Below are 25,129 nucleotides of genomic sequence, written 5' to 3'. Positions count from 1 at the left end.
TCGGTCTGGTCAGGGGAGGTCGAGCGCCAGGGAGACGAGGTCGTCCACGTCCATGGCGTCGATCGAGGCTTCGGCAGCGGGTTCGGGCTCGGCTTCGGGCTCGGCCAGGCGCAGCAGCGCGTCGAGCAGCCCGGCGGCGCGCAGCCGCTCCACCGGGATGGCCGCGAGCACCGCGGCCAGGTCCGGTTCGGCCGGCTCGACGTGCAGCTCGGCCTCCAGGTGCGTGGCGAGCGTGGCCGCGTCCGGGTAGCTGAACACCAGCGTCGCCGGGAGCCGCAGCCCGGTTTCGGCGCCGATCCGGTTGCGCAGCTCGACCGCGGTGAGCGAGTCGAAGCCGAGGTCGCGGAACGCCTGCCGGGCCGGGACGGCGTCCGGGTCGGCGTGCCCGAGCACGGCCGCCACCTGGGCGCGGACGAACCCGACGAGCAGCGCGTGCCGCTCGGCTTCGGGCACCGCGGCCAGGCGCTGCGCCAGCTGGGCGGGCGCCGCCGCCCGCGGCGGGGTCCGGACGAGACCCCGCAGCAGCGCGGGCACCTCGCCCGGCACCGTGAGGTCGAGCCGGATCGGGACGAGCGCCGTCGCGCCGTCCGCGCGGGCGACGTCGAACAACGCCAATCCGTCCTCGGTGGACAGTGCCGTGACGCCGCCGCGGCGGTCGGCGTCGCCCAAGCCGTCGGCCCACAGGCCCCAGGCGAGGGACTGCGCCGGGAGCCCCGCCGCGCGGCGGTGGGCGGCGAGCGCGTCGAGGAACGCGTTGGCCGCCGCGTAGTTGGCCTGGCCCGGCGTGCCGAGCGTGCCGGCGGCCGAGGAGAACAGGACGAACTCCGTGAGGTCGCCGGCCAGCTCGTGCAGGTGCCAAGCGGCATCGGCCTTCGCCCGCAGCACCGTCTCGATCTGCTGCGGGGTCAGGGTCTCGACGACGCCGTCGGCGAGCACCCCCGCGGAGTGCACGACCGCGGTGACGGGGTGCGCGGCGAGCAGCTCGGCCACCGCGCCGCGGTCGGCGAGATCGCCCGCGGCGAGCGTCACCTCGGCGCCGAGTTCCCGCAGCTCAGCGGCCAGTTCCGGCGCACCCGGCGCCGTCTCGCCGCGGCGGCTGACCAGCAGCAGGTGCTGGGCGCCCTGGGTGGCCAGGTGCCGGGCGACGGCCGCGCCCAGCGCACCGGTGCCGCCGGTGACCAGCACTGTCCCGGACGTCGCCGGGGCTTCGCCGTTCCCGGCGCGGACGCGGGCCAGCCGCGGCACCAGGAGACCACCGGCGCGGATCGCCGCCTGCGGTTCCCCGGTCGGCACCGGCGCGGCGGCCGGGTTGTCGAGGTCGAGCAGCGCGAACCGGCCCGGGTGCTCGGCCTGGGCGGAGCGCAGCAGGCCCCACACCGCCGCCGCGGCCAGGTCCGGCACGTCCTCGCCGGGCCGCGTCGCGACCGCGCCGCGGGTCACGACGACCAGCTTCGGCCCGTCGCTGGCCAGGCTCTCGCGGACGGTGGCCAGCACCGCCGTGACGGTCTCGCGCACCGCGGCCGGAACCGCCCCGGCGGCCCGTGGCACCGGCAGGAACACGACGTCCGGAGCATCGCCGGTCACCACGGCACCGGCCTGCTCGAGGGCGGCCACGAGATCCGTGTCCTCACCCAGCACCGCGCACCGCGTGAGGGGCGGCGCGGTGACCGGCGACGGCACCCAGTCGACGCGGAACAGCGCCTCCCGGACACCCAGGCCCTCGGCCGAGAACGGCCGCAGCGCCAGCGAATCCACGACACCGACGGGCGCGCCCGTCCCGTCGGCCAGCGCGAGCGAGAAGCCGTCGGGCACCGGCGTGAGCCGGACACGCAGGCTCGTCGCCCCCGTCGCCGCGAGGTGGACGCCGGTCCACGCGAACGGCAGCTTCGCGGTGTCACGCTGCCCACGGTCGCGCAGGGCGGCCGTGTGCAGGGCCGCGTCGAACAGGGCCGGGTGCAGCAGGAACCCACCGGGGACCTCGGCCAGGCCGACCTCGGCGAACAGCTCCTCGCCGCGGGACCAGGCCGCCCGCAGGCCCTGGAACGCCGGGCCGTAGCCGAACCCGGCTCCGGCGAACCGCGGGTAGACGTCGTCCACCGGCACGGCGTCGGCGCCGGCGGGCGGCCACTCGGTCAGGGCCACCACGGGCTTCCCGCCCTCGGTGACCGTGCCCGTGGCGTGCCGGGTCCACGGTTCGGTGTCGTCGCGGCGGGCGTGGACCCGCACCGGCCGTCCCCCGGCCTCGGGGGCGCCGACCGTGACCTGGATCTGAACGCCCTGGTCAGGGACCACGAGCGGCGCTTCCAGGGTCAGCTCGGTGACGACGTCGCAACCGGCTTCGGCCGCCGTCCGCAGCACCAGTTCCAGCAGCGCGGTGCCCGGCAGGAGGGTGGTCCCGCCGACGGTGTGGTCGGCCAGCCACGGGTGCGTCCGCGGCGACAGCCGGGCCGTCCCGAGGACGCCGTCCTCCCCGGCCAAGGGCACGACGGCGGCGAGCAGCGGGTGACCCGTCGCCGCCAGGCCCGCCGCGGTGACGTCGTTGGCCGGCGCGGCGGCCAGCCAGAACCGCTCCCGCTGGAAGGCGTAGGACGGCAGGTCGACGTGCCCGCCGCCGGGGCCGAGGCCCGCGGCCCAGTCGACCGCGCGGCCCCGGACGTAGAGCCGGGCCAACGCGGTGAGCAGGGTTTCCGCCTCCGGGCGGTCCGCCCGCAGCGTCGCGACGGCCTCGCCGTCCTCGACCATCGCGGTCAGCACGCCGTCCGGGCCCAGCTCCAGGAAGTCCGTGACGCCGTGCGTGCGCAGGGCCTCGAGGCCGTCGTGGAACCGGACCGGCTCGCGGACCTGGCGGACCCAGTGGTCCGCGGTGGCCGGATCGCCGTCATCCACTGTGGACACGATGGGAATCCACGGCTCGTCGAAGGTCAGCTTTTCGGTGACGGCGCGGAACTCGTCGAGCATGGGCTCCATCAGCGCGGAGTGGAAGGCGTGGCTGGTGTTGAGCCGTTTCGTCTTCGCCCAGCCCGCGGCGAACGCCGTGACGGCGCCGGCGTCACCGGAGAGCACCACCGCCTCGGGCCCGTTGACCGCGGCCAGTGAGACGCCATCGGGCAGCGGCTGAACGTCCTTTTCGGACGCCTGGACGGCGACCATCGCGCCACCTTCGGGCAGGGCCTGCATGAGCCGGCCACGGGCGGCGACCAGCGTCGCGGCGTCTTTGAGGCTCAGCACCCCGGCGACGTGCGCGGCCGCGATCTCGCCGACCGAATGCCCCAGCACGACGTCGGGCCGGACGCCCCACGCCTCCAGCAGCCGGAACAACGCGACTTCGAGCGCGAAGATCGCTTGCTGCGCGAACTCCGTCCCGTCCAGTTCGGACCGTCCTGCGAAGACGACGTCACGCAGCCTCGGGTCCAGGTGCGCGCAGACGGCGTCGAACGCTTCGGCGTAGACCGGGAACGTCTCGTACAGCTCGCGGCCCATCCCCGGCCGCTGGGCACCCTGGCCGGTGAACAGGAACGCGGTCAGGCCGTCCGGCACGACGACGCCGGTGACAGCACCGGGTTCGCCGCGGCCGAGAGCGGCCAGCCCGGCCGGGACGTCGCCGACGACGACGGCGCGGTGGGCGTGCTGCGGCCGGGTGGTGACCAGCGCCCGGGCGACCGCCGGGAGCGGCCGGCCGGGGTGGGCGGCCAGGTGCGCCCGCAGCCGCGTCGCCTGGGCGCGCAGGGCGGCCGGCGACTTGGCGGTGAGCACGACGGGCGGGCACGGGTGCGCGGGCACGGCGGCTTCCGCGGGCGCCGGGCCGGCTTCCAGGATGACGTGCGCGTTGGTGCCGCTGATCCCGAACGACGACACCGCGGCGCGGCGGACCCGGTTTTCGGCGGGCCACGGGACGGGCTCCGTGAGCAGCCGGACGTCCCCGGCGGTCCAGTCGACGTGCGGGGTCGGCTCGTCGACGTGCAGCGTCTTCGGCAGCACGCCGTGCCGCAGCGCCTGCACCATCTTGATCACGCCGGCGACCCCGGCCGCGGCCTGGGTGTGGCCCAGGTTGGACTTGATCGAGCCCAGCCACAGCGGGGTGTCCCGGTCCTGGCCGTAGGTGGCCAGCACCGCCTGCGCCTCGATCGGGTCGCCGAGCTTGGTGCCGGTGCCGTGCGCCTCGACGGCGTCCACATCGGACGGACCGAGCCCGGCGGTGGCGAGCGCCTGCCGGATCACGCGTTGCTGCGAAGGGCCGTTCGGGGCGGTCAGGCCGTTGGACGCGCCGTCGGAGTTGACGGCCGAACCGCGGACCACGGCGAGCACGCGGTGGCCGTGCTTTTCGGCGTCGGACAGGCGTTCCAGGACGAGGACGCCGACGCCCTCGGACCAGCCGGTGCCGTCGGCGGCCGCGGCGAAGGGCTTGCACCGGCCGTCGGGGGCGAGGCCGCGCTGCCTCGAGAACTCGACGAACGTCGCCGGGGTCGCCATCACCGTGACGCCGCCGGCGAGGGCGAGCGAGCATTCGCCCTGCCGCAGCGCCTGGGCGGCGAGGTGCAGGGTGACCAGCGACGACGAGCACGCCGTGTCGACGGTGACCGCCGGGCCTTCGAGGCCGAACGAGTAGGCGACGCGTCCGGAAAGGACACTGCCGGAGTTGCCGATGCCGACGAACCCCTCGACGCCTTCGGGCACGGTGGTGAGCCGGGCACCGTAGTCGTGGTACATCTGGCCGGCGAAGACGCCGGTGCGGCTGCCGCGCAGCGTGCCCGGGTCGATCCCGGCGCTTTCGAAGGCTTCCCAGGACGTCTCCAGGAGGAGGCGTTGCTGGGGGTCCATCGCGAGGGCCTCGCGGGGGCTGATCCCGAAGAACGCCGCGTCGAACTCCGCCGCGTCGTACAGGAACCCGCCCTCGCGGGTGTAGGTCGTGCCCGCGTGCGCAGGGTCGGGGTCGTACTCGACGTCCCAGCCGCGGTCGGCGGGGAACTCGCCGATGCCGTCGCGGCCCTCCATGACCAGGCGCCAGAGGTCGTCCGGCGAGGTGACGCCGCCGGGGTACCGGCAGCTCATCCCGACGATCGCGACGGGCTCGTCCACGGCGGCCGTCAGCTGGACGGCCGTCGCGGTTCGTTCGCCGCTCAGCTCGGCTTCGAGGTGTTTCGCGAGCGCTTCCGGGGTGGCGTAGTCGAACACGACGGTCGCGGCGAGGCGCAGCCCGGTGACCGCGTCGAGCCGGTTGCGCAGCTCGACCGCGGTGAGCGAGTCGAAGCCCAGCTCGGAGAACGCCTGGCCGGGTTCGACCGCGGCGGCCGACGCGTGCCCCAGCACGGCCGCGGACTCCGCGCGGACGACGTCGAGCAGGCTGTCCGTGCGGCGTGCGGCCCGCTTGACCGGGGTCCGGACCAGCCCGCGCAGGATCGGCGGGAGGTGCTCGCCCTGGGCGCGCAGGCCGGCGTGGTCGAGCAGGACCGGCCACAGGACCGGTTCGGCGCAGGCGAGCGCGGCGTCGAACAGGGCCAGCCCGGTCTCGGTGTCGATCGGGCGCAGGCCGCTGCGCCCGATCCGGCGCCGGTCGAGCCCGGCCGCCATGCCGCCGTCCGACCACGGTCCCCACGCGAGGGACTGCGCAGGCAGCCCGTTGGCGACGCGGTGGGCGGCGAGGGCGTCGAGGTAGGCGTTGGCGGCCGCGTACCCGGCCTGTCCCGCGCTGCCGAACGCCCCGGCGACCGAGGAGAAGAGCACGAGGTGGGCGTCGGGGACGAGCTCGTGCAGGTGCCGGGCGGCCTCGGCCTTGGGACCGAGCACGGCGGCGAGCCGGGCCGGGTCCTGGGCGGTGAGGAGGCCGTCGTCGAGGACCCCGGCCGCGTGGACGACCGCGGTGAGCGGCGGGAGGCTGCCGAGCAGGGCGGCGAGGTCTTCGCGGTCGGCGACGTCGCAGGCCGCCATGGTGACCTGGGCGCCGGTTTCCGCCAGCTCGGCGACGAGGTCCTCCGCGCCGGGGGCCTCCAGACCGCGGCGGGAGGTGAGCACCAGGTGCTCGGCGCCGTGCCGGGCGAGGTGCCGCGCGACGGCGGCGCCCAGCGCGCCGGTGGCCCCGGTGACGAGGACGGTGCCGCCGTCGATCGTCGTGGGCACGCCGGGCTCGGTGACCCGGGCCAGCCGCGGGACGAGAACCCGGCCGTTGCGGACGGCTGCTTCGGGCTCGTCGGGGAGTTCGCGGAGCTGGTCGTCGGGACCGAGGTCGGCGAGCACGAAGCGGCCGGGGTGTTCCTGCTGGGCGGTGCGCAGCAGGCCCCGGGCCGCGGCGGCGGGGAGGTCGGTGACGTCCTCGCCCGGCTCGGTCGCGACGGCGCCCCGCGTGACGACGACCAGGCGGGAGTGGGCGAACCGGTCGTCGGAGACCCAGGTCCGGACGAGATCGAGGGCCCGGGTGACGGCTTCGGTCAGGTCGCAAGGGACCCATTCGAGCGCCATGACGGCGGGGACCGAGCGCTCGGCGCCCGTCCCCGGCGTCCCCGTCAAGGACTCCAGGTCCTGGAGGCTGGGCTTCAGCGGCGTTTCCGCGGCCGGGACCCAGTCCAGGCGGTAGAGCGCGTCCGGCGTCGCCGAGGCCACCGCCGCGATCGGGCGCAGGGCCAGCGAGCGCACGGCCGCCACGCCGCGGCCCGTCGTGTCGGCGAGGGTCAGGCTGATCGCCTCCGGGCCCGCCGGGCTGATCCGGACCCGCAGCTCGGCGGCACCCGCCGCGGCCAGCGTCACGCCCGTCCAGGCGAACGGCAGGTGCGGGCCGTCCACGAAGCCGCCCAGGCCGACGCCGTGCAGGGCCGCGTCGAGCAGGGCCGGGTGCACGCCGTAGTCGGCGGCCTCCGCTGCCCGGTCCGGGGGCAGCGCGACCTCGGCGAACACCGTCTCGCCGGCGCGCCACGCCGCCTGCAGGCCCTGGAACGCCGGCCCGTAGCCGAACCCCTGCGAGGCGGCACGGTCGTACAGGTCGTCCACCGGCACCTCGGCCGCTCCCGCGGGAGGCCACTCCGTCAGGTCCTCCACCGGCGCGTCGCCGTCGCTCACCGTGCCGGTCGCGTGGAGCGTCCACGTGTCCGATTGTCGTGAGTGGACGGTCAGCGTCCGCCGTCCGGAGTCGAGCGGGCCGACCACGACCCGCAGGGCGACGTCGCCGTGCAGGACCAGCGGTGCGCCGAGCGTCAGCTCGTCGACGACCGGGCAGCCGAGCTCGGCCCCCGCCCGCAGCGCCAGCTCCGCAAAGGCCGCGCCGGGCAGCAGCAGCGTGCCCAGCACCTCGTGCTCGGCCAGCCACGGCGCCGTCCGGGCCGACAGCGCGGCGGTGAACACCGTCCCCGCGTCGGGCAGTTCGACCGCGGCGCCCAGCAGCGGGTGCCCGGGCGCGGATTGCCCGAGCGCGGTCACGTCCCCCGCCGCCGGACCGGCGTCGAGCCAGTAGCGGCTGTGCTCGAACGCGTAGCCGGGCAGGTCCACCGGGGTCGCGGCCCCGAACACCGACGGCCACCGCGGCGAAACCCCGCGGACGTGCAGCCGCGCCACCGCCGACAGCACCGCCGGCACCTCGGCACGCCCCGCGCGCAGCAGCGGCACACAGCCGTCCACCATCGCGGCCAGGACGGCATCCGGCCCGATCTCGACGAACTCGGTGACCCCCTCGGCGCGCAGTCGCGTGACCGCGTCGGCGAACCGCACCGGCTCCCGCACCTGCCGCACCCAGTACGCCGCCGACAACTCGACCGAGGAATCCACGGTGGACACGAATGGAATCACCGGCGCGGCACCCACGAGACCATCGATGGCCGCGGCGAACTCCGCCAGCATCGGCTCCATCAACGCCGAATGGAACGCATGACTCGTGTTGAGCCGCCTGGTCTTCGCGAACTTCGCGGCAACCGCAGTCACCGCGGCCTCAGAGCCCGACAGCACCACCGAGTCCGGACCGTTCACCGCCGCCAGCGACACACCCTCCGGCAACGGCAGAACGTCCACTTCGGACGCCTGCACCGCGATCATCACACCACCCCCAGGCAGCGCACCCATCAACCGACCACGAGCCGAAACCAGCGCACAAGCATCCTCAAGGGAAAGAACCCCGGCCACATGCGCCGCCGCGACCTCCCCCACCGAGTGACCGACCACGAAGTCCGGCCGCACACCCCACGACTCCAAAAGCCGGAACAACGCCACCTCAACAGCAAAAATCCCCTGCTGAGCGAACTCCGTCCCCGCCGAACCCCAAAACTCCGCCAACCGCGGATCCAAGTGAGCGCAAACCTCATCGAACACCGACGCATACACCGGGAACATCTCGTACAGCTCCCGACCCATCCCGGCCCGCTGCGAACCCTGGCCGGTGAAGAGGTACGCCACCCGGTGATCGGCCGCCTGTCCGATGTGGACGCCCGAGGCGGGGGTTCCCTCAGCCACGGCGGAAAGCCCGCGCAGCAGTTCGTCCCGGTCGGCGCCGACGACGGCCGCACGGTGGTCCAGGGCCGCACGTCCGACGGCCAGCGTCCGCGCCACGGCGGCGACGGGCTGGTCCGGCGCCGCGTCGAGCAACCGCCGCGCCTGCGCACGCAGCGCAGCGGGCGACTTGGCCGAGAGCACCCACGGCACGGCAGGCCAAGCGGCCGGGACGACCGGAGCGTCCGGCGCCTCTTCGAGCAGGACGTGAGCGTTGGTCCCGCTGATCCCGAACGACGACACCCCGGCGCGGCGGACCCGCTCCCCGGCGGGCCACGGAACGGGCTCGGTCAGCAGCCGGACGTCACCCTCGGTCCAGTCGACGTGCGGGGTCGGCTCGTCGACGTGCAGCGTCCGGGGCAGCACCCCGTGCCGCAGCGCCTGCACCATCTTGATCACGCCGGCGACCCCGGCCGCGGCTTGCGTGTGCCCCAGGTTGGACTTGACCGAACCCAGCCACAGCGGCTCGGCGCGGTTCCGGCCGTAGGTCGCCAGCACGGCCTGCGCCTCGATCGGATCGCCGAGGCGGGTGCCGGTGCCGTGCGCCTCGACGACGTCCACCTCGGACGGCGTCAGTCCGGCGGTCGCCAGCGCGGCACGGATGACCCGCTGCTGCGACGGCCCGTTCGGCGCGGTCAAGCCGTTCGACGCGCCATCGGAGTTGACCGCCGAGCCCCGCACCACGGCGAGCACGCGGTGCCCGTTGCGGCGCGCGTCGGACAGGCGTTCCAGGACGAGGACGCCGACGCCCTCGCCCCAGCCGGTGCCGTCGGCCGCCGCGGCGAACGACTTGCAGCGCCCGTCGGGCGCCAAGCCGCGCTGCCGCGAAAACTCGACGAACGTCGCCGGGGTCGCCATCACGGTGACCCCGCCGGCCAGCGCCAGCGTGCACTCGCCGGACCGCAGCGCCTGCGCCGCGAGGTGCAACGCGACCAGCGAAGACGAGCACGCCGTGTCGACCGTGACCGCCGGGCCCTCCAGCCCGAACGTGTACGCGATCCGTCCGGACAGGACACTGCCGGAGTTGCCGATCCCGAGGAACCCTTCGACGTCCGCCGGCGCGGTGGTGAGCCGGGCGCCGTAGTCGTGGTACATCAGGCCCGCGAAGACGCCGGTCCGGCTGCCCCGCAGGGAGTCGGCGGCGATCCCGGCGCTCTCGAACGCTTCCCACGACGACTCCAGCAGCAACCGCTGCTGCGGGTCCATCGCGAGCGCCTCACGCGGCGAGATCCCGAAGAACGCCGCGTCGAACTCCGCCGCGTCGTACAGGAACCCGCCCTCGCGGGTGTAGGTCGTGCCCGCGTGCGAAGGGTCGGGGTCGTAGTCGACGTCCCAGCCACGGTCGAGCGGGAACTCCCCGACACCGTCCCGGCCTTCCGACACGAGCCGCCACAGGTCTTCGGGCGAGGTGACCCCGCCCGGGTACCGGCAGCTCATGCCCACGATCGCGATCGGCTCGTCGGCCCGCACGACGACTGAAGAGACTTCGGAAACGGAGGTGCCCAGCAGCTCGGCTCCGAGGAACGCGGCCAGCGCGTCCGCGCCGGGGTGGTCGAAGACCAGCGTCGAGGACAGCCTGAGCCCGGTCGCCTCGGCGAGCCGGTTGCGCAGCTCGACCGCGGTGAGCGAGTCGAACCCGAGGTCGTTGAACGCCCGGGTGGCGTCGATCCGGGCGCCGGGCTCGTGCCCGAGCACGGCCGCGGCTTCGGTCCGGACCAGGTCCAGCAGCAGCGTCTCCCGCTCGGCCGCGGGCACGGCGGCCAGCCGTTCGCCGAACGACGAAACCGGCCGGGCGCGCCGGGACGGCGTCCGCACGAGGCCACGCAGCAGCGCGGGCACGGGACCGGCACGGAACGCGGCGAGGTCGAGCCGCACGGGCAGGGTGACGGCCTGGTCCGCGGCCAGCGCGGCGTCGAACAGCGCCAGTCCGTCCTCAAGGGATAGTCCGGTGCGCCCGGCGGCCATGCCGGTTTCCCAGGCACCCCAGGCCAGCGACGTGCCCGGCAGGCCAAGAGCCCGCCGGTGGGCCGCGAGCGCGTCCAAATAGGAGTTGGCCGCGGCGTAGTTCGCCTGCCCGGCCGCGCCGAAGACGCCCGCGACCGAGGAGAACAGCACGAGGTGCGCGTCCGGGACGAGTTCGTGCAGCAGCCAGGCCGCGTCGACCTTCGGCCGCAGCACGGCGGCGAGCCGCTCCGGCGTCAGCGAGGCGAGCACGCCGTCGTCGAGGATTCCGGCCGCGTGCACCACCGCGGTGAGGCCGGGCAACGACGCGAGCAGCGCCGAAACGGCGTCCCGGTCGGTGAAGTCGCAGGCGACGACCTCGACGCCGAGATCAGCCAGCGCGGCCGCGCCGGGCGCGGCCGGGCCGCGGCGGCCGGCGACGACCACGCGTCCGGCGCCCTGGTCCAGCAGGTGGCGGGCGAGGGCCGAGCCGAGCGCGCCGGTGCCGCCGGTGATCAGGACCGTGTCCCAGGCCGGAGCCTCCGCGGCCGACGCGGCGGCGCGGGTCAAGCGCGGCACGTACACGCGGCCGTCGCGGATCGCGAACTGCGGTTCCCCGGCCGGGAACCGGGTCAGGCCGGCCGGATCGTCGGTGTCCACCAGGAGGAACCGGTCGGGGTGCTCGGCCTGCGCGGACCGGACCAGGCCTGCCACGGCCGCGCCCGCGAGGTCGGTGACGTCCCCGTCGACCGGAACGGCGCCGCGGGTCACCACGACCAAGCGTTCCCCGGGCTCGTGCGAAGAGGCCAGCCACTCCTGCAGCTCGGCGAGGACCCGCACGGTCGAAGCGTGGACCGTGCCGCCGTCCACGGGCAGGAACGTCGGCCGGATGTCCTCGGCCGTCCCGCCCGGCGGCAGCTGCGGCCAGTCGACGGCGAACAGGGACTGCCGCGGCACGGCGACCGGCCGCACGGTCAGCGCCTCGACCGCGACGACCGGCTGCCCGGCCTCGTCGGTGGCCGTCAGCGTGATCGTGTCGGCGCCGGTGGCCGAGAGCCGGACGCGCAGAGCCGACCGGCCGCGCGCGGAGACCGTCACGCCGGTCCAGGTGAACGGCACCCGGCCCGCGCCGGTGTCCGGCAGGACGCCGAGCGCCATCGCGTGCAGCGCGCTGTCGAGCAACGCGGGGTGCAGGGCGAACTTCCCGGCGTCGGCGCCGGGGAGCGCGACCTCGGCGAAGATCTCGTCGCCGCGGCGCCAGGCCGCGCGCAGGCCCTGGAACGCCGGGCCGTAGCCGAAACCACGGTCGTCGAACCGGGCGTAGAGGTTGTCGACGGCCAGGACTTCGGCGCCGGCGGGCGGCCACTCGGCCGGCCCTGCGGCGGGCCGGGTCCCGGTGGACAGAGTGCCGGTGGCGTGCCGCGTCCAGGGTTCGTCGAACGCCGAGCCCGCCGGGCGCGAGTGGATCCGCAGGGTGCGGGACGGCCCGGGAGCGCCGACGGCGATCTGGACCTCGACGCCGTCGTCCGGGAGGGTCAGCGGCGCTTCGAGGGTGAGTTCGTCGATCCGGTCGCCGCCGGCCTGCTCGGCCGCGCGCAGGGCCAGCTCGACGAACGCCGTGCCCGGGACCAGCGTCGAGCCGAGCACGACGTGGTCGGCGAGCCAGGGGTGCGACCGCGGGGAGAGGACGCCGGTGCAGAGGAACCCGTCGCCGTCGGCGAGGGCGAGCGCGGCTCCCAGGAGCGGGTGGTCGGGGTGGGTGAGCCCGGCGGCGGTGACGTCGCCGGTCGCGGCGGGCGCGGTCAGCCAGAACCGCTCGTGCTCGAAGGGGTAGTGCGGCAGCGGGAGCCGGCGGGTGCCGCCGAAGAACTCCGGCCAGTCGACGGCGGTGCCCCGGACGTGCAGGGTGCTCAGGCCGCGGATCAGCGTGGCCGGCTCGGGCCGGTCGGCGCGCAGCAGCGGGACGACGTCGTCGGTGAGCGGGGTGAGCACCGCGGCCGGGCCGACTTCGGCGAACACCGTGACGCCCTGGGCGCGCAGCCGCTCGACGCCGTCGTGGAACCGGACCGGCTCGCGCACCTGGCGGACCCAGTAGTCCGCGTCCCAGGACGCGTCCTCCTCCACCGTGGACACGAGCGGGATCGTCGGCGGGGCGTGCGAAAGCCCGTCCAGGATCGTCCGGAACTCGGCCAGCATCGGTTCCATCAGCGCCGAGTGGAAAGCGTGGCTCGTGTTGAGCCGCTTGCTCTTCGCGAACCGGGCGGCCACCTCGGCCACGGCGTCCGCCATCCCGGACAGGACGACCGACCCCGGCCCGTTCACCGCGGCCAGCGACACGCCCGCGGGCAGTGGCAGGACCTCCTCCTCGGACGCCCGCACGGCGATCATCGCGCCGCCTTCCGGCAGCGCCTGCATCAGACGACCCCGGGCGGTGACGAGCGTGCCGGCGTCCTCCAGCGTCAGCACCCCGGCGACGTGCGCGGCCGCGATCTCGCCCACCGAGTGGCCGAGGAGGAAGTCGGGCCGCACGCCCCAGGACTCCAGGAGCCGGAAGAGGGCGACTTCGAGCGCGAAGATCCCCTGCTGGGCGAACTCGGTGCGGTCCAGCTCGGCGGTGTCGAGGACGTCCTTCAGACGCGGATCGAGCCGCGCGCACACGGCGTCGAAGGCTGCCGCATAGGCCGGGAACGTCTCGTAGAGCGCGCGTCCCATCCCGGCCCGCTGCGCACCCTGTCCGGAGAACAGGAACGCGGTCTTCCCACCAGGACTGCCCTGGATGACGTCGAACTCCCGCAGGGCCGTGAGCAACGCGTCCCGGTCCTCGGCGACGACGACGGCGCGGTGCTCCAAGCCGCCCCGCGTGGCCAGTGCGGCGGCCAGCTCCGGCAGATCGGATTCCACAGTGGACAGTTGAAGAGCCTGCTCGCGCAGTGCGGTCGCAGTGCGGGCCGAGAGCAGCACCGGCGTGACCGGCAGCGCGGGCGACGCGGCGGGCTCGACGGGCGGGGCCTGCTCGAGGATCACGTGGGCGTTCGTGCCGCTCATCCCGAACGACGACACCCCGGCGCGGCGCGGCCGTCCGGTCTCCGGCCAGGGGGTGGCCTCGGTGAGCAGCCGGACGTTCCCGGCCGCCCAGTCGACGTGCGGCGTCGGCTCGTCCACGTGCAGGGTCTTCGGCAGCACGCCGTGGCGCAGGGCCTGGATCATCTTGATCACGCCGCCGACCCCGGCGGCGGACTGCGCGTGCCCGATGTTCGACTTCAGCGAGCCCAGCCACAGCGGGTGCGCGCGGTCGCCGCCGTACGTCGCGAGCACGGCCTGCGCCTCGATCGGGTCGCCGAGCCGGGTGCCGGTCCCGTGCGCCTCGACGGCGTCCACATCGGACGGTGCGAGCCGGGCACCGGCCAGCGCGTCGCGGATCACCCGCTGCTGCGACGGGCCGTTGGGCGCGGTCAGTCCGCTGCTCGCGCCGTCCTGGTTGACGGCGGAGCCGCGGACCACCGCGAGCACTTCGTGACCGTTGCGGCGGGCGTCGGAGAGCCGCTCCAGCATCAGCAGGCCGACGCCTTCGGCCCAGCCGGTGCCGTCCGCGGCCGCGGCGAAGGACTTGCAGCGCCCGTCCGCGGCCAGGCCGCGCTGGCGGCTGAACTCGACGAACAACGTCGGCGAGGCGAGCACCATGACACCGCCGGCCAGGGCGAGCGAGCACTCCCCCGCGCGCAGGGCCTGCGCGGCGAGGTGCAGCGCCACCAGCGAAGACGAGCAGGCCGTGTCGACCGTGACGGCCGGGCCCTCCAGCCCGAACTGGTAGGCGAGCCGCCCGGAAATGACGCTGCCCGCGTTGCCGGTCAGCAGGTGGCCTTCGAGCCCTTCGGGAGCGACGTTCCAGCCGCTGCCGTAGCCCGAGGAGGACGCGCCGACGAACACGCCGGTGCGGCCGCCGCGCAGGCTCGCGGGGTCGACGCCGGCGTCCTCGAACAGCGCCCACGCCGACTCCAGCAGGAGCCGCTGCTGCGGGTCCATCGCCAGCGCGGCGCGCGGGGAGATGCCGAAGAACCCGGCGTCGAACCCGGCGACGTCGTCGAGGAACCCGCCGGCGGTCGCGTAGCTCGTCCCGCGTTCGCTGTCCGGGCCGGCCAGCGCGGCCAGGTCCCAGCCGCGGTCGGCGGGGAACGGCGTGACGGCGTCGCGGCCGTCCCGGACCAGGTCCCACAGGTCGTCGGGCGAGGCCACGCCGCCGGGGTACCGGCAGCTCATGCCGACGACGGCGATCGGCTCGGGTTCGCCGGACTCGACCTCCTGCAGGCGCGTACGCGTCTGCTGCAGTTCGGCGGTCACCCGCCGGAGGTACTCGACCAGCCGGTCCTCGTTGGACACCGTCAGCTCCCCAATGCGTTGTCGATGAAGTCGAAGAGGTCGTCGGCCGACGCCGTGGCGAGGCTGTCGGGGACGACGGCCCGGGCGGTGCCGGACCACTTGGCCAGCAGCGTCTGCAGCCGGCCGTGGATCGCCGCGTGGGCGGCTTCGTCGAGGTCGGCGGCGAGCAGCCGGGTTTCCAGGCCGTCCACTTCGGACAGCAGCCGCTCGGCGCCTGCCCCGTCGCCGGTCAGCTCGCCGCGCAGGTGCGCCGCGAGCTCCGCGGGCGAGGCGTGGTCGAACACGAGCGTCGACGGCAGCCGCAGGCCGGTCGCGGTGGCGAGCCGGTTGCGCAGCTCGACGGCGGTCAGCGAGTCGAAGCCGACCTCCAGGAACCCGCGGCCCGGGTCGACGCCGGTGGCGTCGGCGTGGCCGAGCACCGCGGCCATCGCTTCACGGACCAGTTCCAGGACGATCCCGTCCTGCTCGGCCGGGGTGCGCCCGGTCAGCCGCCGGGTCAGGCCGGCCGCGTCGGACGGCGCCGCCGCACGCCGCTTGGGGCGGACCAACCCGCGCAGCAGCGGCGGGACGTCGTCGCCGCGCAGCGCCGCCGGGTCGAGCCGCATCGGGACGAGCAGGCCGGCCGCGTCTCGGACCGCCGTGTCGAACAGTGCCAGACCGTCCTCCGTGGACAGTGGCAGCAGTCCGGACCGGTCCATCCGGCGCCGGTCGGCCTCGTCGAGCCCGCCGGCCATGCCCGCGTCCCACGCGCCCCAGGCGAGCGAGACGGCGGGCAGCCCGGCCGCACGGCGGTGGCGGGCGAGGCCGTCGAGGTAGGCGTTGGCGGCGGCGTAGTTGCCCTGCCCGGCCGTGCCCGAGAGCCCGGACACCGACGAGAACAGCACGAAAGCGGCCAGGTCGGCGTCACGGGTCAGCTCGTGCAGGTGCCGGGCGCCGTCGGCCTTGGGACGCAGGACGGTCGCGAGGTTGTCGTCGGTGAGCCGGTCGACGGTGGCGTCCGAGAGTACCCCGGCGGCGTGCACGACGGCGGTGAGCGGCTTGCTCAGCGTCTTGAGGAGTTCCGCCACGGCGTCGCGATCGGCGACGTCGCAGGCGGCGATCGTCACCTCGGGCAGCTCTGCTTGCAGGGCGGCCGCGCCGGGCGCGTCCATCCCGCGGCGGCTGGTGAGCACGAGGTGCTTGGCGCCGTCGCGGACGAGGTGCCGGGCCAGTGCGGCGCCGAGCGCGCCGGTGCCGCCGGTGATCAGGACGGTGCCGTCGGGGTCGATCCGGTGCGGGACGGTGAGGGCGAGCTTGCCGACGTGCTTGGCCTGGCTCAGGTAGCGGAGGGCGTCCGGGGTGTGCCGGATGTCCCACGCGGTGACGGGCAGGGGGTGCAGGTGCCCCTTTTCGAAGAGGTCCAGGACCTCGGTGAGCATCCGGCCGAGCCGTTCGGCCCCGGCCTCGGCGAGGTCGAAGGCGCGGTAGTTCTCGCCGGTCCGGACGTCGGTCTTGCCCATCTCGAGGAACCGGCCGCCGTCGGCGAGCAGCTTCAGGGAGGCGTCGACGAACTCGCCGGTGAGGGAGTTGAGGACGACGTCCACCTGGGGGAAGCGGTCGGCGAAGTCGAGGGTGCGGCTCGAGGCGAGGTGAGTTGTCTCGACGCCGAGGTTCCTGACGGTCGGGTGTTTGCCCGGGCTCGCGGTGGCGTAGACCTCGGCCCCGAGGTGCTGCGCGAGCTGGACCGCGGCCATGCCGACGCCGCCCGCGGCCGCGTGGATGAGCACGGATTCGCCGGGCTTCAGCTCGGCCAGCTCGACGAGGCCGTAGTAGGCGGTGAGGAAGGCGACCGGGGTGGTCGCCGCCTGCGGGAAGGTCCAGCCGGCGGGGACGGGCGCGACGAGCCGGTGATCGGTGACGGCGTGTGCGGCGAAGGTGCCGGGAAACAGGCCGAAGACGCGGTCGCCGGGCTTCAGGGTGGTGACGTCGGCGCCGATCTCGGTCACGACGCCGGCGGCTTCCTGGCCCAGGGGGACGGGGCCGCCGGGGTATCGGCCGAGGACGTTGAGGACGTCGCGGAAGTTGACCCCCGCGGCTCGGACGGCGATGCGGACTTCGCCTTCGCCGAGCGGCTGCGCGCGGTCCGAACCCCCGGCCGCGCCAAGCCGTGGCGCCTCGCCGTTCGTGAGCGGTTCCGGCGAGCAGGCTTGCGCCGTGATGCCGTCCACCGTTCCCGGGGTGGTGATCACCAGGCGCCAGTCCTCTTGCGGCAGCTCCAAGCCCGCCGCTGGGCCTCGGGCGATGCGGGGGGCCAAGAGCCGACCGCCGCGGAGGGCCAGTTCCGGCTCGCCGTCGGGGAGGGCGGGCACCGAGTCGGTGTCCTCGGCCAGGTCGAGCAGGCGGAAGCGGCCCGGGTTCTCGGTGCCGGCCGAGCGGACCAGGCCCCAGGCCGCCGCCGCGGGGAGGTCGTCCACGTTGTCGCCGTCGGTTGCGGCGATGGCTCCTCGGGTCACGAACACCAGCTCGCCGGCGCGGGGGTCGGTGAGCCAGGACTGGATCGCGGCGAGCACGGTCGCCGTTGTCGTGGGGATGTCCGCGGCTTCCACCGGCAGCAGGACCGGGTCCGAAGTGGACGGACCGCTGACCTCCTGCCACTCCACGCGGAAGAGGGCGTCGCTCACCTGGCTGAGCTGGTCCGGAGAGACCACGCGCAGCACCAGGGACGCCACCGACAGAACCGGGCGGCCGTCGGAGTCGGCCACCGTCAGGGCAACCGTGTCCGGGGCGACGGGGGTCAGCCGGACACGCAGGGAGGCCGGGCCCGACGCGTGCCGGGTCACGCCGGACCACGTGAACGGGAGGCGGCCCTGGCCGTCGTCGGGGAGCAACTCTCCCAGCCCCAGACCGTGCAGGGCCGCGTCGAGCAGGGCCGGGTGCAGGCCGAAGCGGGCCGCCGGGTCGCGGTCGGCGGCGGGGAGCGCCACCTCGGCGAACACCTCGCCGTCCCGGACCCAGCCCGCGCGCAGGCCCTGGAACGTCGGCCCGTACGTGAACCCGCGGTCTTCGAAGCCCGGGTAGAGGTCGGTGACGTCCACTTCGGACGCTCCGGCGGGCGGCCACTCGCCGAGGTCGTCGGCGGCGACGGGCTCGGTGGACAGGACGCCGGTGGCGTGCCGCGTCCATGGCTCCGCGTCGGCACGGCGGGAGTGCACGGTCACCGGGCGGCGACCGGCGTCGTCGGCCGCGCCGACCGCCACCTGGACCCGGACGGTCTCCGTCAGCGCGAGCGGCACGGCGATCGTCAGCTCTTCGAGCGTCGGGCAGCCCGCTTCGGCACCGGCGCGCAGCGCGAGTTCGACGAACGCCGTGCCGGGCAGGATGACCGTGCCGTGCACGGCGTGCCCGGCCAGCCACGGCGACGTCCGCGTCGACAGCGCGCCCGTCAGCACCCAGCCGCCGGACTCGGACAGTTCCACGGCCGCGCCGAGCAGCGGGTGGCCGGTGGTGGCCTGGCCGAGCGCGTCGACGTCGCCGGCCGCGGCGGCGTCCAGCCAGAACCGCTCGTGCTGGAAGGCGTAGGTCGGCAGGTCCGCGCGGACCGGGCCGGGGCCGAACACCCGGGACCAGTCGACGGTCTCGGCAAGCTGCGCCAAGGCGGTCAGGACGCCCGCGCCTTCCGGCCGTCCGGCGACGAGCGTCGGCACGGCTTCCTCGACCATCGGGGTGAGCACGGCGTCCGGCCCGACCTCGACGAACTGCGTGACACCCTCGGCGCGTAGCCGCGTGACCGCGTCGGCGAACCGCACCGGCTCCCGCACCTGCCGCACCCAGTACGCCGCCGACAACTCAACCGAAGCATCCACAGTAGACACAAACGGCACCACAGCCGGAGCGCACACGAGCCCGTCAATGGCCGCCGCGAACTCGGCCAGCATCGGCTCCATCAACGCCGAATGGAACGCATGACTCGTGTTGAGCCGCCTGGTCTTCGCGAACTTCGCGGCAACCGCAGTCACCGCGGCCTCAGAGCCCGACAGCACCACCGAGTCCGGACCGTTCACCGCCGCCAGCGACACACCCTCCGGCAACGGCAGAACGTCCACTTCGGACGCCTGCACCGCGATCATCACACCACCCCCAGGCAGCGCACCCATCAACCGACCACGAGCCGAAACCAGCGCACAAGCATCCTCAAGGGAAAGAACCCCGGCCACATGCGCCGCCGCGACCTCCCCCACCGAGTGGCCGACCACGAAGTCCGGCCGCACACCCCACGACTCCAAAAGCCGGAACAACGCCACCTCAACAGCAAAAATCCCCTGCTGAGCGAACTCCGTCCCCGCCGAACCCCAAAACTCCGCCAACCGCGGATCCAAGTGGCCACAAACCTCATCGAACGCCGACGCATACACCGGGAACATCTCGTACAGCTCCCGACCCATGCCGGCCCGCTGCGAACCCTGCCCGGAGAACAGGAAAGCGACCTTCCCACCGGACGCGCGTCGCACCACTTCGGCGACGGACCGACCCTCGGCGAGCCCGGTCAGCCCGCGACGGAACCCATCGAGGTCGGACGCCAGCACGACAGCCCGGCACTCGAGCGACGCGCGAGCAGTCGCCAGCGTCCGCGCGGTCTCGGCGAGATCGGGTCCGGACTCGAGGAACTCCAGCAAACGCGAGGCCTGAGCCCGCAGGCCGTCTTCGCTCCGAGCCGAGACCAGCCACGGCACAACAGGACCCGAGAAGGTCTCTGCCGGAGCGACGGGCGCGGGAGGAGCCTCCTCCAGCACGATGTGCGCGTTGGTGCCGCTGATCCCGAAGGACGAGATTCCGGCACGACGCACCCGTTCCCCGGCGGGCCAGGACACGGACTCCGTCAAGAGCCGGACGTCCCCGGTCGTCCAGTCCACCTGAGAGGACGGCTCGTCCACGTGAAGGGTCTTGGGGAGCACCCCGTGCCGCAGGGCCTGGACCATCTTGATCACACCCGCGACGCCCGCGGCCGCCTGCGTGTGCCCCAGGTTCGACTTCACCGAACCGAGCCACACCGGGCCGCCCCGGTTCTGCCCGTAGGTGGCCAGCAGGGCCTGCGCCTCGATCGGGTCGCCGAGCCGGGTCCCCGTGCCGTGTGCTTCGACGGCGTCCACATCGGACGGTTCCAGGCCCGCGGCCGCCAGCGCGGCGCGGATGACGCGTTGCTGTGACGGGCCGTTCGGCGCCGTCAGGCCGTTGGACGCGCCGTCGGAGTTGACCGCCGAGCCGCGGAGGACCGCGAGCACCGGGTGGCCGAGGCGCTGCGCGTCCGAAAGCCGCTCCACCAGCAGCAGCCCGGCGCCCTCGCCCCAGGCCGTGCCGTCGGCGGCGGCCGCGAACGGCTTGCACCGGCCGTCGGCCGACAGCCCGCGCTGCCGCGAGAACTCGACGAACCCGATCGGCGTGGACATCACGGTCACCCCGCCGGCCAGCGCCACCGTGCACTCGCCGGACCGCAGCGCCTGCGCCGCCAGGTGCAGCGCCACCAGCGACGACGAACACGCCGTGTCGACCGTGACCGCCGGGCCCTCCAGCCCGAACGCGTACGCGACCCGGCCGGAGAACACGCTGGCCGAGCTGCCGGTGCCGAGGTAGCCCTCGACCTGCTCGCGGGCGTTCATCAGCAGGGTGCTGTAGTCTTGGCCGTTGGTGCCGACGAACACGCCGACCCGGCTGCCGCGCAAAGCCGCCGGGTCGAGCCCGGCGCGTTCGAACGCCTCCCACGTCGTTTCCAGCAGCAGCCGCTGCTGCGGGTCCATGGCCAGCGCCTCACGCGGGCTGATCCCGAAGAACGCCGCGTCGAAGCCGGTGACGTCGTCCACAAAGGACCCGTGCCGGACGTAGGAACGGCCCGGGGTTTCGGGATCCGGGTCGTACACGGCCTCGACGTCCCAGCCGCGGTCGGCCGGGAACGGCGTCACCGTGTCGCGGCCCGCGGCCAGCAGCTCCCACAGGTCCTCGGGCGAGCCGACGCCGCCGGGGAACCGGCAGCTCATCGCGACGATCGCGATCGGCTCGTCGGCCGCGCCGCGCTCGGCGTGGTCGGTGACGTCTTCGCGGCCGCCCAAGTGCGAGGCGAGGTGGCGGACCAGCGCGGCCGGGCTCGGGTGGTCGAAGACGAGGGTCGCGGGCAGCCGCAGGCCGACCGCCGCACCGAGCTTGTTCCGCAGCTCGACCGCGGTCAGCGAGTCGAAGCCCAGGTCACGCAGGGCGCGGCCGGCGTCGACCCGGTCGGGCTCGGCGAACCCGAGCACGGCGGCGATCTGCGTGCGGACGATCTTGAGCAGCCGCCGGTCCCGCTCGTCCGGTGCCAGGTCCGCGAGGCCGGGCTCGGCGGTGAGCTGCTCGCGGACCTCCGGGAGGTCGGCGAGCAGGGGGCCCGGGTCCTGGGCGGCCGCCCAGTCGACGTCCGCGACGACGACGGCCGTGTCGTCGAGGTCGAGCACGCGCTGCAGCCCGTCGAGCGCCACCTCCGGCGGCATCGGCGGGACACCGCGCTGCACCAGGCGGGCTTCGAGCGCGCCGTCGGCCATGCCGCCGCCCGCCCAGTGGCCCCAGCCGATCGACGTCGCCGGCAGCCCCAGGCCACGGCGGTAGCGCGCGAAGGCGTCGAGGAAGGCGTTCCCGGGCGCGTAGTTGCCCTGGCCCGCCCCGCCGTACGTCCCGGCGAGGGACGAGAACAGCACGAAGGCGTCGAGGTCGAGGTCACGGGTCAGTTCGTGGAGGGCGATCGCAGCCTCGGCCTTGACGCGCAGGACGCGGCTCGCCTGGTCGAGCGTCAGTTCGTCGAGCACGGCGTCGTCGAGGACGGCGGCGGTGTGGATCACCGCGCGCAGCGGGGCGTCGGCCGGGAGAGCGGCCAGCAGCGCGCCGAGCGCGTCGCGGTCGGCGGCGTCGCACGCGGCGATCGTGACGCGCGAACCGAGGGCGGTGAGTTCGTTCTCCAGCTCGGCCGCACCCTCGGCGTTGCCCCCGCTCCGGCTGACCAGCAGCAGGTGCGGGGCGCCCAGGGTGGCCAGCCGGCGGGCGACGTGCGCGCCGAGCGCACCCGTGCCGCCGGTGACCAGGACCGTGCCTTCGGGGCGCCACTCGCGGCGGGCCGCGGCGGTCGAGGGGCGGGTGAGGCGACGCGCGAACACGCCGTCGGGCCGGACGGCGAGTTCGTCTTCGGGACCGGTCAGGGCGCTGAGGAACAGGTCGACGACGTCGTCATCCACGTCGGCGGGCAGGTCGGCGACGCCGCCCCAGCGGCCGGGCTGCTCCTCGCGGACGACCTGGCCGAGGCCCCAGACGAGCGCCTGCTCCGGGTCGGTGACCGGGTCCGCGGCGCCGGTGGACACCGCTCCGCGCGTGACCGTCCACAGGGGAGCTTCCGCGGCGGCGAGGGCTTGGACCAGGCCGAGGGTCGCCGCGAACCCGGCCGGGACCGCGGGATGGCCCGGCACGCGCCCGGTGGGAGCGACGGCCAGGACACCGCGGACGCCGGTGAGGTCTTCCGGTTCGCCGGCCGAGCGGATCACCTCGGCGCCGTGGCGGACAAGACCGCGCTCGAGACGATCGGTGAGTTCCCCGTCCGGACCACAGAGGACCCAGGTGCCGTCCAAAGAGGATCGCTCGACCGGGACCAGGCGCCAGGTGGTTTCGTAGCGCAGGTCGTCGGCCGCCGTGCGGCGACGCGGGGCGGCGGGCCCGGACCAGTAGCGTTCGCGCTGGAAGGGGTAGGTCGGCAGGGTGATGCGGCGGGTGCCCGTGCCCGCGAAGAACCCGGCCCAGTCGACGTCCGCGCCGCGGGCGAACGCCTCGCCCAGCGACGTGCTCAGCCGGGTGAGGCCGCCGTCGTCGCGGCGGAGGGTGCCGACCGCGGCAGCCGCCGCGCCGGTCCGCTCGATCGTCTCCTCGACGCCGACGGTGAGCACGGGGTGGGCGCTGCACTCGATGAACACGGTCGCCCGGCTCGCGAGCAGCGTCGTCACGGCCCGGTCGAAGCGGACGGGTTCACGCAGGTTGCGGTACCAGTAGCTCGCGTCCAGCCCGGCGGTGTCGAGCGGCTCGCCGGTCACCGCGGAGACGAACGGGATCTTCCCCGCCCGCGGCCGGACCGGAGCCAGCGCGGAAGCCAGTTCGTCTTCCAGGAGTTCGACCTGCGCGGAGTGGGAGGCGTAGTCGACGGCGATCCGCTTGGCCCGGACGTCCACCGAGGCCAGCAGCTCGTCCAGGGCTTCGGTTTCGCCGGAAACCACGACCGACGACGGCCCGTTGACCGCCGCGAGCGAGATCCGCCCGGCCCAGGGCGCGATCAGCTCTTCCGCCCGCTCGGGGGAAACCCCCAGCGACACCATGCCGCCGAGGCCCGACAGCCGCAGGATCGCCTTGCTCCGCAGCGCGACCACCCGGGCACCGTCCTCGAGGGACAGGCCACCCGCGACGACGGCGGCGGCGATCTCACCCTGGGAGTGGCCCACGACGGCCGCCGGTTCGACACCGTGGGCGCGCCAGACCTCGGCCAGCGAAACCATTACGGCCCACAGCACCGGCTGGACCACGTCGACCCGCTGCAGATCGCCGTCGAGGACGTCCAGGAGCGACCAGTCCACAAAGGAACTGAGGGCGGCGGCGCACTCCGCCATCCGCGCCGCGAACACCGGCGACGATTCGAGCAGCGAAAGCCCCATCCCGGTCCACTGGGAACCCTGGCCGGGGAACACGAAGACGACGTCACCGGGATTGGCGGGTTCGCTCACGCCCTCGGCGACGGCGTCGAGCCCGGCCGCGTCGAGCACCACGGCCCGGTGTTCGCGCACCGACCGCGTGGTGGCCAGCGCCCGGCCGACGTCGACCGGGTCGTCGCCGAGATGGGCCCGCAGCGCCTTCGCGAGGTCGCGCAGGGCCGCGTCGGTCCGCGCCGACAGGACCCACGGCACCACCGGCAGCGCTGCGGAAGGCTCGGCCGGCGAGACGTCGGCCGCCTCGATGATCACGTGGGCGTTGGTCCCGCTGACCCCGAACGACGACACCCCGGCCCGCCGCGGTGCGCCGGTCTCGGGCCACGGCACGGGTTCGGTGAGCAGCCGGACCTGCCCGGACGTCCAGTCCACGTGGGAGGACGGCGTGTCCACGTGCAGGGTCTTCGGCAGCACGCCGTGGCGCATCGCCTCGACGACCTTGATCACGCCGCCGACCCCGGCGGCGGCCTGCGTGTGCCCGATGTTCGACTTGAGCGAGCCGAGCCACAGGGGCCGGTCGCGGTCCTGGCCGTACGTCGCGAGCAGCGCCTCCGCCTCGATCGGGTCGCCCAGAGTCGTGCCGGTGCCGTGCGCCTCGACGACGTCCACGTCGGACGGCGCGAGCCGCGCGCCGGCCAGCGCCGCGCGGATCACGCGCTGCTGGGAGGGCCCGTTGGGGGCGGTGAGGCCGTTGGACGCGCCGTCGGAGTTGACCGCCGAACCGCGCAGCACCGCCAGCACCGGGTGCCCGAGCCGGCGGGCGTCGGACAGCCGTTCCAGCAGGAGCATGCCGGCGCCTTCGCCCCAGGCGGTCCCGTCGGCGGCCTCGGCGAAGGCCTTGCAACGCGCGTCGGCGGCGAGCCCGCCCTGCTGGCTGAACTCGACGAACCCCTCCGGCGTGGTCATCACGGTGACGCCGCCGGCGAGCGCGAGCGTGCACTCGCCCGCGCGCAGGGCCTGCGCGGCGAGGTGCATCGCGACGAGCGACGACGAGCACGCCGTGTCGACGGTCAGCGCCGGGCCCTCCAGGCCGAAGGTGTAGGCGATCCGGCCGGAGAACACGCTGGCCGCACTGCCGGTCAGGAGGTAGCCCGACAGGGCTTCGATCTGCTCTTCGGAGGGTCCGGCGATCTGGGCCATGCCGCCGACGAACACGCCGGTGCGGCTGCCGCGCAGGCCGTCGACCGGCAGGCCGGCGCGTTCGAACGCCTCGTGCGCGACCTCGAGGAGCAGCCGCTGCTGCGGGTCCATGGCGACGGCTTCACGCGGCGAGATCCCGAAGAACTCCGGGTCGAAGTCCGCCGCTTCCGGCAGGAACCCGCCTTCGCGGACGTAGCTGTGGCCGGGACGCGCGTCGCCGGGCCGGTAGAGCCGGGCGGTGTCCCAGCCGCGGTCGGCCGGGAAGCCGGAGATGGCGTCGGTTTCGCCGGCCACCAGGTCCCACAGCCGTTCGGGCGTGTTCGCGCCACCGGGGTACCGGCAGGCCATGCCGACGATCGCGATCGGCTCGCCCGCCTTCTCCTCGGCGTCGCGCAGCCGCGCCCGCACGTCGTGCAGGTCGGCCGTCACGCGCTTGAGGAAGTAGCGGAGCTTGTCTTCACTCGACATGGGGG

2 protein-coding genes are annotated in these 25,129 nt (G+C 74.8%); both read right to left on the bottom strand.

Going from position 1 to position 25,129, the window contains the following annotated elements; genetic code table 11:
* Nucleotides 1-9 precede the first annotated feature (9 nt).
* Complete coding sequence (locus ACH54P_RS39890) at nt 10-14,781, bottom strand: SDR family NAD(P)-dependent oxidoreductase (RefSeq protein WP_489908458.1); 14,772 nt, start codon at nt 14,779-14,781, stop codon at nt 10-12.
* A gap of 2 nt (nt 14,782-14,783) precedes the next feature.
* Nucleotides 14,784-25,124: an SDR family NAD(P)-dependent oxidoreductase gene (locus tag ACH54P_RS39885; RefSeq protein WP_489908457.1), complete on the bottom strand. Its 10,341-nt coding sequence runs from the start codon at nt 25,122-25,124 to the stop codon at nt 14,784-14,786.
* Nucleotides 25,125-25,129 lie beyond the last annotated feature (5 nt).

It is taken from the genome of Amycolatopsis sp. N2S4-7 (assembly GCF_058119595.1).
This window is presented reverse-complemented; position numbering and strand designations above follow the sequence as displayed.